This is a genomic window from Bradyrhizobium sp. Kon10, assembly GCF_055807395.1.
This window is the reverse complement of the sequence record NZ_JBVVOZ010000010.1, coordinates 100,662-116,697: the sequence shown is the minus strand read 5'-3', so window position 1 is coordinate 116,697 and position 16,036 is coordinate 100,662. Positions and strand designations below refer to the sequence as shown.

Sequence of the window (16,036 nt, the reverse complement as noted above, 5' to 3'; positions counted from 1 at the left end):
CAGGCCATAGCTCACGCCGTTGGGCATCGCACACGCCGACAACCCAAGACGAACACCAGTGACGGACCGCCGGTGCGCTTGCATTGCAGGAGAAACCAATGACAAAAAAACCGACCAATGGGCACGCGCCCACAGGCAACGGCACTCGCCGCCACCTTCGCTCGCAGGAATGGTTCAACAACCCGCATAATCCGGGCATGACCGCGCTCTATATGGAGCGTTACCTCAACTACGGCCTCACCCGCGCCGAGTTGCAGTCCGGCAAGCCGATCATCGGCATCGCCCAGACCGGCAATGACCTCTCGCCCTGCAACCGCCACCACATCGAGCTCGCCCATCGCGTTCGCGAGGGCATCCGCGAGGCCGGTGGCATTGCTATGGAATTCCCGACCCATCCGATTCAGGAGACCGGCAAGCGCCCGACCGCGGCGCTCGACCGCAACCTCGCCTATCTCGGCCTCGTCGAGATCCTGTACGGCTATCCCCTCGACGGTGTGGTGCTGACCACCGGCTGCGACAAGACCACCCCGGCCTGCATGATGGCGGCGGCGACCGTCAACCTGCCGGCGATCGTGCTGTCGGGAGGCCCGATGCTGAACGGCTGGCACAATGGCGAGCGCACCGGCTCCGGCACCATCGTCTGGAAGTCGCGCGAACGGCTTGCCGCTGGCGAGATCGACTACGAAGAATTCATGGAGATCGTGGCGTCTTCGGCGCCCTCGGTCGGCCACTGCAACACGATGGGCACCGCCTCGACCATGAACGGGCTTGCCGAAGCGCTCGGCTTCTCGCTGCCGGGCTGTGCGGCGATCCCCGCGCCCTATCGGGAGCGCGGCCAGATCGCCTATGAGACCGGCAAGCGCGCCGTCGAGATGGTCTGGGAAGATCTGAAACCCTCGGACATCCTGACCCGCAAGGCGTTCGAGAACTGCATCGTGATCAATTCCGCAATTGGCGGCTCGACCAACGCCCCGATCCACATCAACGCGCTGGCGCGCCATATCGGCGTGGAGCTGTCGATCGACGACTGGCAGAAGTTCGGCCACGACGTGCCGCTGCTAGTCAACATGCAGCCGGCCGGCTTCTATCTCGGCGAGGAGTTTCACCGCGCCGGCGGCGTGCCGGCGGTGGTGCGCGAATTGATGAAGCACAAGCGCATCCACGAGGACGCGGTCACGGTGAACGGCCGCGGCATTGGCGAGAACTGCGCCAATGCGCCCGTGCCGGACAACGACGTGATCTGGGCCTACGACAAGCCCTTGGTGAAGGACGCCGGCTTCCTGGTGCTGCGCGGCAATCTGTTCGATTCCGCGATCATGAAGACCAGCGTGATCTCCAAGGAGTTTCGCGAGCGCTACCTCAGCAATCCGAAAGACCTCAACGCCTTCGAGGGCCGCGCCGTCGTGTTCGAGGGGCCGGAGGATTATCACGCGCGGATCGACGATGCGTCGCTCGACATCGACGAGCGCTGCGTGCTGTTCATCCGCGGCACCGGCCCGATCGGCTATCCCGGCGGCGCCGAGGTGGTGAACATGCAGCCGCCCGCGGCGCTGATCAAACGCGGCATCCACTCCCTGCCCTGCATCGGCGACGGCCGCCAGTCCGGCACCTCGGGCTCGCCCTCGATCCTCAACGCCTCACCGGAGGCCGCCGCCAATGGCGGGCTTGCGGTCCTCAAGACCGGCGACAAGGTGCGCGTCGACCTCAACAAGGGCAGCGCCAACATCCTGATCTCCGACGACGAGTTGAAGAAGCGCCACGCCGAGCTCAAGGCCAATGGCGGCTTTAAGCATCCGCCGAACCAGACGCCGTGGCAGGAGCTCTATCGCAACACCGTCGGCCAGCACGCGACCGGCGCCTGCATGGAGCTCGCCACGCGCTACCAGAACGTCGCCGGCGCGTTCGGCGTGGCCCGGGATAATCACTGAGAACCACACCGTCATTGCGAGCGTAGGGAAGCAATCCAGAGATATCTCCGCGGAGACAGTCTGGATTGCTTCGTCGCAAGAGCTCCTCGCAATGACGTGGGGTTGGCGTTGGACGAATCCAAAGGAGAACAACAAAATGACAGACCGCCTCAAAGGCAAGCGCGCAGTCGTTACCGCCGCAGCCGCCGGCATCGGGCGCGCATGCGCGATCGCATTCGCGCGTGAGGGCGCCACCGTCATCGCCACCGACATCAATGAAGGCGGCATCGCCAGCCTGGCGAAGGAAGGCATCGCCGAGACGGCCAAGCTCGATGTGCGCAACACCGCCGACGTCAACGCCTTTGCCAAGCGCATCGGCAAGGTCGACATCCTGCTCAATGCGGCCGGTTTCGTGCACCACGGCACCATCCTGGACTGTTCGGAAGAGGACTGGGATTTCTCGTTCGACCTCAACGTCAAGTCCATGCACCGGACCATCAAGGCGTTCCTGCCGGAAATGCTGGCGGGCGGCGGCGGCAGCATCGTCAACATCTCGTCTTGCGCGGCGCTGCGGCCGCCGGCGAACCGCTATGCCTACAGCGCGTCCAAAGCCGCGGTGTCGCTGCTGACGCGCGCGGTCGCGCTCGACTTCATCACGCAAGGCATTCGCTGCAACAGCATCTGCCCGGGCACCGTCGAGACCCCCTCGATGCTCGACCGCGCCGCGGCCCAAGGACCGCAGGGCAAGGAGATGTTCATCTCCCGCCAGAAGATGGGCCGGCTCGGCACCGCCGACGAAATCGCGTCCATGGCGGTCTATCTCGGCAGCGACGAGAGCGCCTTCACCACCGGCGTCGACCTCGTCGTCGACGGCGGCTACATGCTCTGACGCCGAAGGCGGCCTGCATGAACAAGATCGATCTCAACGGCCGCGTTGCCGTCGTCACCGGCGGCGCGCAAGGCTTTGGCCGCGCCATCACCGAGCGCTTCGTCGCCTCCGGCGCCAAGGTCGCGATCTGGGATTTCGATGCCGCACTGGCGGACAAGACCGCCAGGGAGATCGGCGACAACGTCCGCGTCTTCAAGGTTGACGTGACCGACAGCGCAGGCGTCGAGCAGGCACGCGATGCGACGCTCGCCGCCTTCGGCCGGATCGACATCCTGGTCAACAATGCCGGCATTGCCGGCGTCAACAAGCCGGTCTGGGAGACCGATCTCGAGGAATGGCGCAAAGTGCTGCGCATCAATCTCGACGGCCCTTTCATCGTCTGCAAGGCGATCGTGGCGACGATGCTCAAGCAGAAATACGGGCGCATCGTGAACATCGCCTCGATCGCTGGCAAGGAAGGCAATCCGAACGCCTCGCACTATTCGGCCTCCAAAGCCGGTCTGATCGCGCTGACGAAGTCGCTCGGCAAGGAGCTCGCAGCTCACGACATTCTCGTGAATGCCGTGACGCCCGCAGCGGCGAAGACCGCGATCTTCGACCAGATGACGCAGCAGCATATCGACTTCATGCTGTCAAAAATTCCCAAGGGCCGCTTCGTGCTGGTGGAAGAGCTCGCCGCGATGGTGGCCTGGCTCGCATCGGAAGATTGCGGCTTCTCCACCGGCGCAGTGTTTGACATTTCCGGCGGACGAGCGACCTATTGAGGGCGTCATGATCAGGGAAGGCGGATGCCTGTGCGGCGCGGTGCGGTTCAAAGCGGAGGGCGAGCCGCTCAACGTCCGCATCTGCCACTGCCGCTTGTGCCAGAAGGCGATGGGCTCGCCCTACTTCGCCCGCGCGCAGTTCGACCAGCGCGCCCTCAGCGTCGAAGGCGACACCGAGCGCTATGCGTCGTCCGAGCACATCGACCGCGTGTTCTGCAAGCGCTGCGGCACGCGCCTGTTCTCCTGGCGGCGCAACGGCACGCTGGCGGGTGTCGCGCTCGCGACCTTCGACGACCGCAACGCCTTTGCACCGACCGAGCACATCTGGGTCAGCGAAAAGATGGGCTGGGTGGCGATCGAGGACGGCATGATCCGGTATGAGGGGACGATCCCGACGTAGCTCTTCCGGCGCCAAGGCAAGGCTCGGCGCCAAGGCTGCCGGTCCCGCCGATCATTTGCAGCGTGGCATTTTGGAACCGGGCGCCCTATGTTGACCTGACGTGTTGCTGTACCGCCGGTTTGGCCGGGACCGCCGCAAGGCCGCAGGCAAACCGGGACAGACGAGCCGTGAACATTTCCCTCTATGATCTCTCCGTCTGGGTGCTGCCGCTCGTGCTCGCCATCACCTTCCACGAGGCCGCGCACGGCTTTGTCGCGCACCGCCTCGGCGACAACACGGCCTGGCAGCTCGGCCGCGTCAGCTTCAACCCGCTCCGGCACATCGATCCGTTCGGCACCCTGATCCTGCCGGCGATGCTGCTGTTTGCGCATTCGCCGTTCCTGTTCGGCTATGCCAAGCCGGTGCCCGTCAATTTTCGCAACCTCAACAATCCCAGGCTCGACATGGTCTGGGTGGCGCTGGCCGGGCCTGTCACCAACATCCTGCTGGCGCTGGTCGCCGGCCTTGCTCTCCACGCGCTGCCCTGGGCCCCGGCAAACTCGGCGCAGTGGATCTTCGACAACCTCAAGAATGCGCTGTTGATCAATGCCGTGCTCGCCGTCTTCAACATGATGCCGATCCCGCCGCTGGACGGCGGGCGGGTCGCGGTCGGGCTATTGCCCCGGCCGCTCGCGCTGCCGCTGGCGCGGCTGGAGCCGTTCGGCATGCTGATCCTCATCGGGCTGCTGATCCTGCTACCGTTGGTGGGTTCCCAGTTCGGTCTAAATCTTGATGTTATTTCAGCAATACTGCGAACGTTGACCGGATATGTGATTCAGGCTGTTCTCTTGCTGACCGGCAATGCGTAGTTGAAGCAAGACACTGAAGTCCAGGACACTTGAAGACAAACCCGAAGGGTCCGAGGCCAACTTGGTCAAAGCTGCTGATATGCTGATCGCGCGACGCGCCGACACCCGTGCCCGCGCCGATTTCGCCACCTGGAAGATGATGGCCAAGCTCAACGGCCTGTCAGCCCTGCCTGCGGACGCGCAGGGCTTTCTCGCCGGCTACAAGAAGCTGCTGGAGCGGACGAGCGAGGCCGAAGCGACCGAGGCCTGCATCGCTGAGGTCTACAAGGCTTACTATCTGGAGATGGGCGGCGGCGGAAACCCGCCCGACGTGCGCCCGCGGCCTGCGGAGCCGGTGGCGGACAATGTTACCGCGTTCCGGCGCCCCGCGCCCAAGCCGAAGAAGACCCGAACATTCGGCGCCGCGTCGTTTGGCGGAGCCCAGAAGCGCCCGCTGCCGGTGGCGCTGATCTTCGCCTGCCTCGTGGTGGTCTACGTCTCGATCCAGTATTACTGGCGCTGACGGCGACCTGACTATTTCGGTTTCTTGAAGTTCACGGGCAGGCTGAAGGAAAACTCATCGTCCGTCAGCTCGGCCGGCGGAGCCGGCACAGGATCCGAGCGACGCACCATTGATATGGCCGCGTCATCGAAGGCTGGATCCCCTGAAGACTCCGCGACGTTCACGGACACCACATTACCACGCCGGTTCAGGACCAGGCTGAGCTTGACCGTCGTCGTCTTGCTCTTGTCCTTGGGATAGCGCTTGTGAATCTCGAAATAGGCGCTGATCCGCTTGCCCCAGTCGGCCGTCAGCTTGCGAGCGTCCTTGCCGATGCCCTGGTGCGGCGCGGCCGCTTTCTCATCCTCGCGCGCGTTCTCGTCTAGCGCCTGTCTCGCCGACTCCACGGCATTCGGCATTTCCTCGACGGCCTGGGTTTCGACCTTGGCCACCTTCGTGCTGTCCTCAACCGGCTTCTTGGAATCGTTCTCGGTAACGAGCCGGTCCGGGTCTTCGGCTTCCTGGGGTTGATCCTTCGGCAGATCGGTCTCTTTGACCTCGGCCTGCTGCTGCATTTGCTGCGGCTGGAATTGCGAGGCCTCACTGTCCGGGCCGGGCGGCAGATCCGTTTCCGGAAGCTTTGGCGAGGTCATTTCGACGGCATATTCCGCCCCGTTGGCCCCAAGGCCATCGTCTCCGTCGTCACTGCGCAGGTTCGCAAGCGCCAGCGCAGCCCCGCCAAGATGCAGGGCAAGCGCGGCGACAGCGGCCAGAATCCACAGCCGCCGGGATGGTTTCGCCTCGGTTAGAGGATCAGACATCGCGCCGCCATCAGGGCTGGGCTGCCCCTTGCGACGGCGCAGCCGCCGCAGGAGCCGCTTCGAGCGCCACCAGCTTGACCCTAGAATAACCGCCGGCGCGCAGGATTTCCATGACTCCCATCAACTCGCCGTAAGGCACGGCCTTGTCGGCGCGCAGGAACACATATTTGTCCTTGCTCATGTCGGCGATCCCATCGAGCGAGCTGACCAGATCGGTTCGCTTGACCGGATTTTCTCCGATGGCGAGCGTCAGATCGGGCTTGATGCTGACATAGGTCGGCTTGTCCGGCTTCTTCTGCGGCGTTGCGCTCGACGTCGGCAGGTCGATCGGCAGATCGACCGTCGACAACGGTGCTGCGACCATGAAGATGATCAGCAGCACCAGAATGACGTCGATGAACGGCGTGACGTTGATGTCATGCGTCTCGGCGAAGTCGTCGTCGTCGAGATCGTTATCAGCGATCGAAGTGCCCATCGTTTACTCCGCTGCGCGCGAATGCGCGCTGCCGTGGCTGCGGTCGAGATCGCGCGACAACAGCCGCGCCGACGCACCGGAGGCGCGGCTGACGAGTTCGAGATAGCTCTTCGTCATGCGCGCGAAGTGGTTATAGATGATCACCGCGGGAATCGCCGCGACGAGGCCGATCGCGGTGGCGAGCAGCGCTTCGGCAATGCCCGGCGCGACCACGGCGAGGTTCGTGGTCTGCGATTTCGAGATGCCGATGAAGCTGTTCATGATGCCCCAGACCGTGCCGAACAGACCGACGAAGGGCGACGTGGCGCCGATCGTCGCGAGCACGCCCATGCCGAAGCGGATGCGCCGCTGTTCCGCGCGCACGATCTCAGCAAAGCTCGAGGTCGCTCGTTCCTTGATGCCGGTATCGCTGGAGATGCCGGCTGACATCCGCGCCTCACGCAACGCCGCCGCGAGGAAGGACGGCAGGACGCCCTGCTTGGCGCCAATTGCCATCTGCGCTTCCGCGAGCGACCGCGCCTCGGCGATCTTCCTCAGCGCTGACCGCAGCTTGGCCGAGGCGACCGACAGCTCGATCGATTTCGCAATGAAAATTGTCCAGGTCGCGAGCGAGGCGAAGGCAAGCCCGATCATCACCGCCTTCACGATGATGTCCGCCGACATGAACATCACCCAGGGGGACAATTCCTTCATCCCCGGCGCGGTCGATTTTGGCGCCCGGCCGCCTGCGTCGTCGGACGCCGGTGCCACCGCCGGCGCATCGGTCGAGGCCGCGCCCGGCGCGGGCGTCGAGACTACGGGTGCAGCCGCCACCGGTGCTGCCGGCACTACCGCGCTCGGCTGCGAAGCCGCAGCCGGCCGAGGGGCGGCTGCCGCCGGCTGGGTTTGTTGCTGGGCGGAAACAGGGGCTGCGAGCGAGGCCATGAGCATCACGGCTGCGACAAGACTTGCCTGGAATGATGTGATCTTCATACTTCGGCCCAGTAGCGAATGAGGTTGTGATAGATACCCGTCAATTTGACCGTTTCGGGATCGTCACGCCCGAGCCGTGCCACCAGTGCCTGAATGGCGGTGTCGAGGTCAAAGATCATGCTGCGGGCTTGATCGTCCCGTATCATGCTCTGGAGCCAGAAGAAAGATGCAACCCGCGCCCCCCGGGTCACCGGGGTGACGAGATGCAGGCTGGTCGAGGGATAGAGCACGCAGTCCCCGGCTGGCAACTTGACTTGGTGCGAACCGTAGCTGTCCTCGATCACAAGTTCGCCACCATCATACTCCTCCGGCTCGCTGAGGAACAGCGTGACCGACAGGTCTGTGCGGATGCGAAGGCCGGTCAGCCGGTCGCCGCGGATGGCGTTGTCGACATGCAAGCCGAAATGATGGCCGCTGCTCGCCGCGTAACGGTTGAACAGCGGCGGGAAGATCTGGAGCGGGATCGCCGCCGCCAGAAACCGCGGGTTGGATGTCAACGCCGAGACGATGCGGTTGCCGAGTTTTCGCGCGATTTCGCTATCGGGCGGGAGCTGCTCGTTGCGCTTGACCATGGCCGACTGCGCGCCCGCGGTGGAACGGCCATCTTCCCATTCGCTGGCGTCCATGATGCGGCGGAACTCCGCTACATCATTTTTGCTCAGGACGCCTTCTATGCATGTCAGCATGGCACCTCGCTATTGCCCCATCAGTAGCGCGCCGAAAGAACCAGATAGGCGGCGCGTCCGGGGGCCTCCAGCACGAACGGCGTCGCGCTCTGGTACAGCGCGTCGTAGTAACGTTTGTCGAAGATGTTGTTGACGAACAGCTTCACGGTCCAGTGCTTGTCGATCTTCGCCTCGGCGAAGGCGTCGAAGCGCCAGTAGCCGGGGATCGACGTGCCCTGATTCGCCGCGAGCAACGTGCCGCCATAGATTTGCGAGCGATACACCGCCTGCCCGCCAAGCTCCCAGACGTCGGTGAGCTGGTACTTCGTCAACATGCTGAACGACTGATGCGCGACGTTGGCGAGCGGACGCCCGACATTGGTCGCATAGAGCGACGGCTGCGGCGAAGGCGCGAGCGACTTCGTCACCTCCGACTGCATCAGGACGAGACCGCCGAACACGCTCCATTTGTCGGTGATCTTACCGCCGATGCCGAGGTCGATGCCGCGGATGCGGTAGGCGCCGCCGGCCGTGAGACAGGAGATGCTGCCTGTCGTTCCGGTCGGATAGGAACATCCCAGCGCGCTTGCAGCTGCCTGGCTGCTGACATTCTGCGCTTCACGCGCGTTCTCTTTCTCGGTCTGGAACAGCGCCGCGGTCAGCAGCAGATGACGATCGAACAGCTCCCATTTGGTGCCTAGCTCGATCGCCTTGTTCTTCTCCGGTCCGAAGATCTGGGTGTTGGCGCCGTTGAGAACGGGCGAAAGTCCGCCATAGGCCGTGCTCGTGCCGTCAAACTCCGCACCCACCGGATTCGACGACGTTGCGTAGGCCGCATAGACGCTGCCATTCGGCAGCGGCTTCAGGGTCACACCGAGGTTGAAGTTAGGTAGTCCAAACTCGGCGCTCTGGGTGCCGAACGCCTGCGTTGTGCCGATGTTGCCGTAGCCGCTGGTCTTGACGGTGTAGTCGTCGTAGCGGATGCCGCCATTGAGAATGAGGAGATCGCGGTAGTTCGCGCTATCCATCGCATAGACGCTCTTGGTGTCGACCGAAAGATTGGTCGGCGCTCCCAGCATCCGCGGGCTGTCGAACGTGTTGAGGAAAGTGTATTGCGGTGCGAACACGCTGACGCCAGACGTGGAACCCCCCGGGGTGAACGACGGACCGGTCGTGACTTCCGAATTCAGTCCGGCGTACTTGTCGATGAAGGACGTCTCGCGCGAAATCTCGATGCCGCCGAGTGCCGTATGCCTGAAGCCGCCAGTGTCGAACTTGTAGGTCGCCTCGCTCTGGTTGGCGACGACGCTGGTCACCTGATAGCGGCTCTGCGGGTTGGCGGTGACGGTCGCGGCCGAAAGCGGAATGGTGGCGATTGGTGATTCCGCCAACGTTCCGATGTAGTCGTTCACGGAACGCGACACGCGGATCTTGTCGCTGAGCATGAGATCGGGCGTCATGTAGACCTCGGAGTTGATCGTCCCGATGTCCTGCTTGACCTTGAAGAAGTCGCGATTGACGAAGCCGTAGAAATTATTGCGGTTGGAGCCGAAATCCGGAAATGGACCGCCGGCGGTCGAGCTGTAGAGATTGCCCGCAGCCGGAGATCCCGGCCGATAGTACGGCACGCCGAAATCCGGGATGCCGTGCAGGTAGGTGTGGACGTAGTCTGCCGTCACCTTGACCGCATCGACCGGCTTCCAGGTCGTGGCAACGAACGCGCCACTGCGATCATCGGTCACGAAGTCGCGGCCCGCCACGCCCGCGTCCTGGAACAGGCCGCCGGCACGTATCGCCAAAGTCGGGCTGATCACCTGGTTGACGTCGAGCGTCACCCGCTTGGTCTTGTCGGTGCCAAACGAGGTGTCCATGTTGTAGAAGCTCTTCTCCGTCGTCGCCTGCTTGGTGACGATGTTGATCGCACCGCCGGTAGTGCCGCGCCCGGCGAAGGACGAGCCGGGGCCGCGCAAGATCTCGACCTGCTCGGTGAAGAAGTTTTCGCGGACGCTGACGCCGGGATCGCGCACGCCATCGATGAAGATGTCATTGCGGGCATCGAAGCCGCGGATGAAGAAGCGGTCGCCGAAGGCGTTTCCGCCTTCTCCCGTGCCCAAGGTCACACCGGCAGTGCTCAGGATCGCCTGCTTCAGCGTCGTGGCGTTCTTGTCCTCGAGCACTTCCTTGCTCAGCACGGTGATCGACTTCGGCGTGTCGACCAGCTTTTCCGGGAATTTGCCGCCGGCCTGAACGTGATCGACCTTGTACGGTGCGGCGGGATCGGCATACGGATTGCGGTCGGCAGCCGGTGCGCTCGCGTTGACCGCCGGCGTCTGCGCCGCCTGCTGCTGCGCCGCGCGTCGCAGCGCGTTGCGCGCGCGGACCTGGTCGGATGACGGCTTCGAGGCTGCGGGACGTGGACGCTCGACGGGCGCATCGACTGTCACCGGCGGCAAGCTCGACTGCTGCGCCTGCGCCCCGCTCGAGACTGACGCCGCCGCGATCAAGCCCGCGACCGCCGAGACCCTCCTGCCCGAACCGACCGCGGAGTTTTCATCGAACGCTGCGAGCGAACGCAGTGACTTCGGTGCAACCACCTGCCCCATTACAACTTCCCATTTCTTGTTCGCTCATTTGACTTCATTGCGATGAGCGATGGGGGTGTTGGTATCGGCCGCAAAATAGCGGGTCAATGCGAGCAGCCCGCGAGAGCCCTTGAATAGGTCCAGATCAAAGCGATTCTAATCTGAAGTTTGAAATCGTTCTAAGTTGGATTTGGAGTCGTTCTAAAGCAACGCGACGTTTTCATCGGGATGGTCCGTCCTTCGGCCGTTAGTCGCTGCTCGGCGGCTTCATCAGCGAGAACAATTCGTCGATGCTCTGCTGTGCAATTGCGCGTACGCGATCGGTGTTGTCCATGCCGGCGATGTTGACGCCCTTGACGACGGCTTTGATCTCGTCGCGGAAGTCGGTGAGGAAGCGCAAGGGGTCGCGCTGCTCGTTGGCGACGCGGGCGATGAGTCCCGTGATCAGAATCTGACACGCGATCAGCTTGGCGTTCAGCTCGTCCATCTCGCACTCCCGTTGTGGCGGCGTTGATATGAAGGAGAGTGGTTTTGCTGACAACCGAAACGCAGCGCCGCCGGTTTAGAACCGTTCTCGTCAAGGCAAATCTGTCTCTTCTCGGGAAGCGCGTCCGCTCGCTTCGCGCGTTTCTCCGCTCACGCGATCTGCGAGCACTGCCTAAGTTTTGCACGCTGCTCGCTCAGAAAGGAAAAATGCAACGCTGCACACAGTCGCGCCAAACCACTGCCTCCGGGGTGCAAAGCTTTCCAATTGTTTAGTATTCTCAACGGATAGTGCTGTTTACACTGGAACTTGGCGTGTATTATACAAGCCGTCTTGGAACCCTTTGATAGCCCCACAATTCGTTGTTTTGGGCCTACAAGCCGATACGATCAAAAATGAAAAAGTCACGGCCGATCCTGTGGATTGTCATCATCGCAGCCGTGGCCGGAAGCGGCTATTACGGCTGGCAGCGATTCTCGGCGCTTGAGGCCGGCAAAGCCCAGACCGCGCAGAAGGGTCCGCCGCGGGCGCCCGCGGTGCCGGTCAGCGTATCCCCGGTACAGCAGGTTGACTTCCCGGTCTATCTGACCGGGCTCGGTACCGTGCAGGGCTTCAACACCGTACAAGTCCGGACTCGGGTGGACGGCCAGATCGACAAGATCGCCTTCACCGAGGGCCAGATCGTCAAGCAGGGCGATCTCCTGGTCGAGATCGATCCGCGCCCGTTCCAGGCCGTCCTCGATCAAGCCAAGGCGAAAAAGGCGCAGGACGAGGCCAATCTCGCCAACGCCAATCTCGATCTTCAGCGCTACACCAAACTCGGCGAATTCGCGACGCGGCAGCAGACCGACACCCAGCGGTCCACGGTTGCCCAGCTCACCGCCCAGATCGCCGCCGACGAGGCGTCCATCTCCAACGCGCAGACCCAGCTCGACTACACACAGGTCAAGGCGCCGATCACCGGCGTGGCCGGACTGCGTCAGGTCGATATCGGCAACATCGTCAATTCCTCGACCCAGACCGGCATCGTCACCATCGCCCAGGTCGAGCCGATCACTGTGATCTTCACCGCGCCGGAAGATCAGCTTCCCTACATCAGCGAGGGCCAGAAGGCTGGCGAGCTCAAGGTGATCGCGTTCACCACCGACGGCAAGAAGACACTTGCCGAGGGCAAGCTTGCGGTCATCAACAATCAGGTGGACACGAGCAGCGGGACTATTCGGCTCAAGGCGGTGTTCGACAACAAGGAACATACGTTGTGGCCGGGGCAATCGGTGTCGACGCGCCTTCTGGTACGCACTCTGAAGGATGCGATCGTCATTCCCGATGACGGGGTCCAGCATTCGACCAATGGCCTCTACGCCTATACCGTCGGCGCAGACAACAAAGCCGAGGTCCACAAGATCAAGGTCAACTACTCCATCGACGGAAAGTCGGTGGTCGAGGAAGGGCTCAGTGCCGGACAACAAGTGATCACCGGCGGTCAATTCAAGGTGCAGCCCGGAAGCCTCGTCAGCACGGCCGTGGCCAGTTCGGATCCGGCCCAGAACAAGGTTCGACAGGAATGAGCGAAGGCGGGATTTCGGCACCTTTCATCCGTTATCCCATCGGCACTTCGCTGCTGATGGCCGGCATTCTCTTTGTCGGTCTCGTCGCCTATCCCCTGCTGCCCGTCGCGCCGCTGCCGCAGGTCGACTTCCCGACCATCCAGATCACCGCCAATCTGCCGGGCGGCAGCCCGGAGACGATGGCCTCCTCGGTCGCGCAGCCGCTGGAGCGCCAGTTCGCCCAGATTCCCGGCATCGCGCAGATGACCTCGACGAGCTATCTGGGCACCGCGTCGATCACTATCCAGTTCGACCTCAACCGCAGCATCGATGGTGCCGCCAACGACGTGCAGGGCGCCATCAACGCCGCCAGCGGCCAGTTGCCCAAGAACCTGCCCTCGCCGCCGACCTACCGCAAGGTGAACCCGGCGGACTCACCGATCCTGCTGCTGTCGGCGACATCGGACACGCTGCCGCTGACCACGGTCAGCGACTCGATCGACGCCCAGCTTGCCCAACAGATCAGCCAGATCTCCGGCGTGGCGCAGGTGTTCATCGGCGGCCAGCAGAAGCCCTCGGTTCGCGTGCAGATCGATCCGGCAAAACTCGTCGCCAAGGGTCTCTCGCTGGAGGATGTGCGCAGCGCAATCGCGATCACCACGGTCGACAGCCCCAAGGGCAATATCGACGGCGACAAGCGCGCCTACACGATCTACGCCAACGACCAGCTGTTGCAGTCCAAGGACTGGAACGACGTCATCATCGCTTACCGCAACGGCGGACCGTTGCGGATCCGCGATATCGGCCAGGCCGTCACCGGCGCCGAGGATGCGAAGCAGGCGGCCTGGGCCAATGGCAAGCGCGGCGTGTTCCTCGTCGTCTTCAAGCAGCCCGGCGCCAACGTCATCGAGACCGTCGACCGGATCAAGGCGACCCTGCCCCGGCTGGTCGCGGCGATCCCGCCCGCGATCAAGATCGAGGTCATCAGCGACCGCACCACGACCATACGCGCGGCCGTCGAAGACGTGCAGTTCACGCTGCTGCTGACCATCGCTCTCGTCGTCATGGTCATCTTCGTCTTCCTGCGCAGCTTCTGGGCGACCGTCATTCCCGCCATCACGGTTCCGCTGGCGCTGTTGGGCGCCTGCGCGCTGATGTGGGTGTTCGGCTATTCGCTCGACAATCTGTCGCTGATGGCGCTCACCATCGCGGTCGGCTTCGTCGTCGACGACGCCATCGTGATGCTCGAGAACATCACGCGTTACATCGAGGAAGGCGAAAAGCCGCTTGCCGCGGCCTTGAAAGGCTCGAAGGAAATCGGCTTCACCATCGTGTCGATCAGTATCTCGCTGGTCGCGGTGCTGATCCCGCTGCTCCTGATGGGCGGCATCATCGGACGCCTGTTCCGCGAATTCGCCGTCGTGTTGGCGATGACGATCTTCGTCTCGATGTTCGTCTCGCTGACGCTGACGCCGATGATGGCCTCGCGCTTCCTGCGCGCCCATGGCGAGGTGACTCACGGGCGCTTCTACCAATGGAGCGAGCGCGCCTTCGATGCGATGCTGCGCGGCTATGAATCCATTCTGGACCATGCGCTGGCATGGCGGCGCACCACGCTCACGATCTTTTTCGCAACGCTGGCGCTGTCGGTCTACCTCTTCATACTGATCCCGAAGGGGTTCTTCCCGCAGCAGGACGTCGGCCTGATCACCGCCACGTCTGAGGCGTCGCAGGACATTTCTTTCAAGGAGATGGTCAGGCGCCAGGAGAAACTCGGCACCATCATTATGGCTGATCCCGACGTCGCCAGCATCGCCATGGCGATTGGCGGCAGCGGCCGTGCCGGCAACAACGGCAATCTGTTCATTACCCTGAAACCTCGCAATCAGCGCGGAGCTTCGGCCCAGGAGATCATTGCGCGGCTGCGTCCCAAGTTCGACAAGGTAGAAGGCGCGCGCCTCTACATGCAGGCGGCTCAGGACGTTCGGCTCGGGGGCCGGCCGACGCGCACGCAGTTTGAATTCACCTTGCAGGACGCCGACCTCGGGGAACTCAACGAGTGGGCGCCAAAAATCCTCGCCAAAATGCAGACGCTGTCGGAGCTGCGCGACGTCGCGACGGACCAGCAGACACAAGGAACCACGGTTCAGCTCAAAATCAACCGCGATACCGCGTCTCGTTACGGTATCCAGCCCCAACTGATCGACGATACGCTCTATGACGCGTTCGGCCAGCGCCAGGTCGCCCAGTACTTCACGCAGCTCAACAGCTATCACGTGATCCTGGAGATCCTGCCGGAGATGCAGGGCAGTCTGGACAGTCTGAACAAGCTTTATCTCAAGTCGCCGCTGACCGGCGATCAGGTGCCGCTGTCCACATTTGCGACCTGGACCACTGATCCGGTCCGTCCGCTCTCGATCAGTCACCAGGGCCAGTTCCCGGCGATCACGATCAGCTTCAACCTCGCCCAGGGTGTCGCGCTGGGCCAGGCCACGCAAGCCGTGCAGAAGGCGATGGCTGATCTCGGGGCGCCGGCGACGCTCAACTCGAGCTTCCAGGGTACCGCGCAAGCGTTCCAGCAGTCGCTCGGCACCGTACCGCTCCTGATCCTCGCGGCACTGGTCGTGGTCTATCTGATCCTCGGCATCCTCTACGAGAGCTACATCCATCCGATCACGATTTTGTCGACGTTGCCGTCAGCCGGCGTAGGCGCGCTCTTGATCCTGATGGCGGCGGGCTTCGACTTCAGTCTGATTGCGCTGATCGGCATCATTCTGCTGATCGGAATCGTGAAGAAGAACGGCATCATGATGGTCGACTTCGCCATCGCCGCCGAGCGCGACGAGCACAAGACACCGGCGGAATCGATCCGTCAGGCCGCGATCCTACGCTTCCGCCCGATCATGATGACAACGATGGCGGCGCTGCTCGGCGGCGTGCCGCTGATGCTCGGCCACGGCACCGGAGCCGAGATCCGTCAGCCGCTCGGCTATGCCATGGTCGGCGGCCTTATCGTCAGCCAGGCGCTGACCCTGTTCACAACTCCGGTGGTTTATCTCTATCTTGACGAGCTCAGCAATTGGTTCTCCGGCTGGGGCCGTTCCGGTGAGGATGAGGGCCACGACGCCGCCGAGCAAGGGACCGTCAAGGAAGCCGCCGAGTAAGCTTGCGCCGCACCTCCCGCGACGCTACAGCGGCCCT

Annotated in this window: 14 protein-coding genes; 8 read left to right on the top strand and 6 right to left on the bottom strand. The window is 63.2% G+C overall.

Features of this window, described 5'->3' with window-relative positions; all coding sequences use genetic code 11:
* Positions 1 to 98 precede the first annotated feature (98 nt).
* From AC0L2O_RS16390 to AC0L2O_RS16365, 6 genes are all read left to right on the top strand, one after another.
* The gene (locus tag AC0L2O_RS16390) at positions 99 to 1,928 is read left to right on the top strand and encodes an IlvD/Edd family dehydratase (protein WP_473370428.1); all 1,830 of its coding nucleotides are present in this window, start codon (positions 99 to 101) and stop codon (positions 1,926 to 1,928) included.
* 136 nt (positions 1,929 to 2,064) lie between these two features.
* Positions 2,065 to 2,796 carry an SDR family oxidoreductase gene (locus AC0L2O_RS16385; protein ID WP_473370427.1) on the top strand — a complete coding sequence of 244 codons (732 nt, stop codon included), beginning with the start codon at positions 2,065 to 2,067 and terminating at the stop codon, positions 2,794 to 2,796.
* 17 nt (positions 2,797 to 2,813) lie between these two features.
* Positions 2,814 to 3,560 (top strand): SDR family NAD(P)-dependent oxidoreductase, encoded by a 747-nt coding sequence (locus AC0L2O_RS16380; RefSeq protein ID WP_473370426.1) that lies wholly within the window; start codon positions 2,814 to 2,816, stop codon positions 3,558 to 3,560.
* A gap of 7 nt (positions 3,561 to 3,567) precedes the next feature.
* Positions 3,568 to 3,960, top strand: coding sequence for a GFA family protein (locus tag AC0L2O_RS16375; RefSeq protein WP_473370425.1), 393 nt, complete (start codon positions 3,568 to 3,570; stop codon positions 3,958 to 3,960).
* Positions 3,961 to 4,127: 167 nt separating this feature from the next.
* Entirely contained in the window at positions 4,128 to 4,808 is a 681-nt protein-coding gene (locus tag AC0L2O_RS16370; protein WP_369724505.1) for a site-2 protease family protein, read from the top strand.
* A gap of 79 nt (positions 4,809 to 4,887) precedes the next feature.
* Positions 4,888 to 5,310, top strand: a complete 423-nt coding sequence (locus AC0L2O_RS16365; RefSeq protein ID WP_473370496.1) for a hypothetical protein — start codon at positions 4,888 to 4,890, stop codon at positions 5,308 to 5,310.
* A gap of 11 nt (positions 5,311 to 5,321) precedes the next feature.
* Here AC0L2O_RS16365 and AC0L2O_RS16360 read toward each other — a convergent pair whose 3' ends face one another.
* The 6 genes from AC0L2O_RS16360 to AC0L2O_RS16335 form a co-directional block, all read right to left on the bottom strand.
* The gene (locus tag AC0L2O_RS16360; RefSeq protein ID WP_473370424.1) at positions 5,322 to 6,110 is read right to left on the bottom strand and encodes an energy transducer TonB family protein; all 789 of its coding nucleotides are present in this window, start codon (positions 6,108 to 6,110) and stop codon (positions 5,322 to 5,324) included.
* 10 nt (positions 6,111 to 6,120) lie between these two features.
* A complete protein-coding gene (gene exbD, locus AC0L2O_RS16355) occupies positions 6,121 to 6,585 on the bottom strand; it encodes a TonB system transport protein ExbD (RefSeq protein ID WP_473370423.1) in 465 nt (154 codons plus the stop codon).
* Positions 6,586 to 6,588: 3 nt separating this feature from the next.
* A complete protein-coding gene (exbB, locus tag AC0L2O_RS16350) occupies positions 6,589 to 7,557 on the bottom strand; it encodes a tonB-system energizer ExbB (protein WP_473370422.1) in 969 nt (322 codons plus the stop codon).
* Positions 7,554 to 8,243, bottom strand: a complete 690-nt coding sequence (locus tag AC0L2O_RS16345; protein ID WP_473370421.1) for a Fe2+-dependent dioxygenase — start codon at positions 8,241 to 8,243, stop codon at positions 7,554 to 7,556. Before AC0L2O_RS16345 ends, exbB begins: the two co-directional genes overlap by 4 nt.
* Positions 8,244 to 8,263: 20 nt before the next feature.
* Entirely contained in the window at positions 8,264 to 10,825 is a 2,562-nt protein-coding gene (locus AC0L2O_RS16340; protein WP_473370420.1) for a TonB-dependent receptor, read from the bottom strand.
* 226 nt (positions 10,826 to 11,051) lie between these two features.
* Positions 11,052 to 11,291 carry a hypothetical protein gene (locus tag AC0L2O_RS16335; protein WP_409189158.1) on the bottom strand — a complete coding sequence of 80 codons (240 nt, stop codon included), beginning with the start codon at positions 11,289 to 11,291 and terminating at the stop codon, positions 11,052 to 11,054.
* Between the two features lie 392 nt (positions 11,292 to 11,683).
* Between AC0L2O_RS16335 and AC0L2O_RS16330 the strand changes: the two genes are divergently transcribed.
* Both AC0L2O_RS16330 and AC0L2O_RS16325 read left to right on the top strand, forming a co-directional pair.
* The gene (locus tag AC0L2O_RS16330) at positions 11,684 to 12,856 is read left to right on the top strand and encodes an efflux RND transporter periplasmic adaptor subunit (RefSeq protein ID WP_369724519.1); all 1,173 of its coding nucleotides are present in this window, start codon (positions 11,684 to 11,686) and stop codon (positions 12,854 to 12,856) included.
* Positions 12,853 to 15,999, top strand: coding sequence for a multidrug efflux RND transporter permease subunit (locus AC0L2O_RS16325; protein WP_369724520.1), 3,147 nt, complete (start codon positions 12,853 to 12,855; stop codon positions 15,997 to 15,999). The genes AC0L2O_RS16330 and AC0L2O_RS16325 overlap by 4 nt, the downstream gene beginning before the upstream one ends.
* Positions 16,000 to 16,036: the final 37 nt, after the last annotated feature.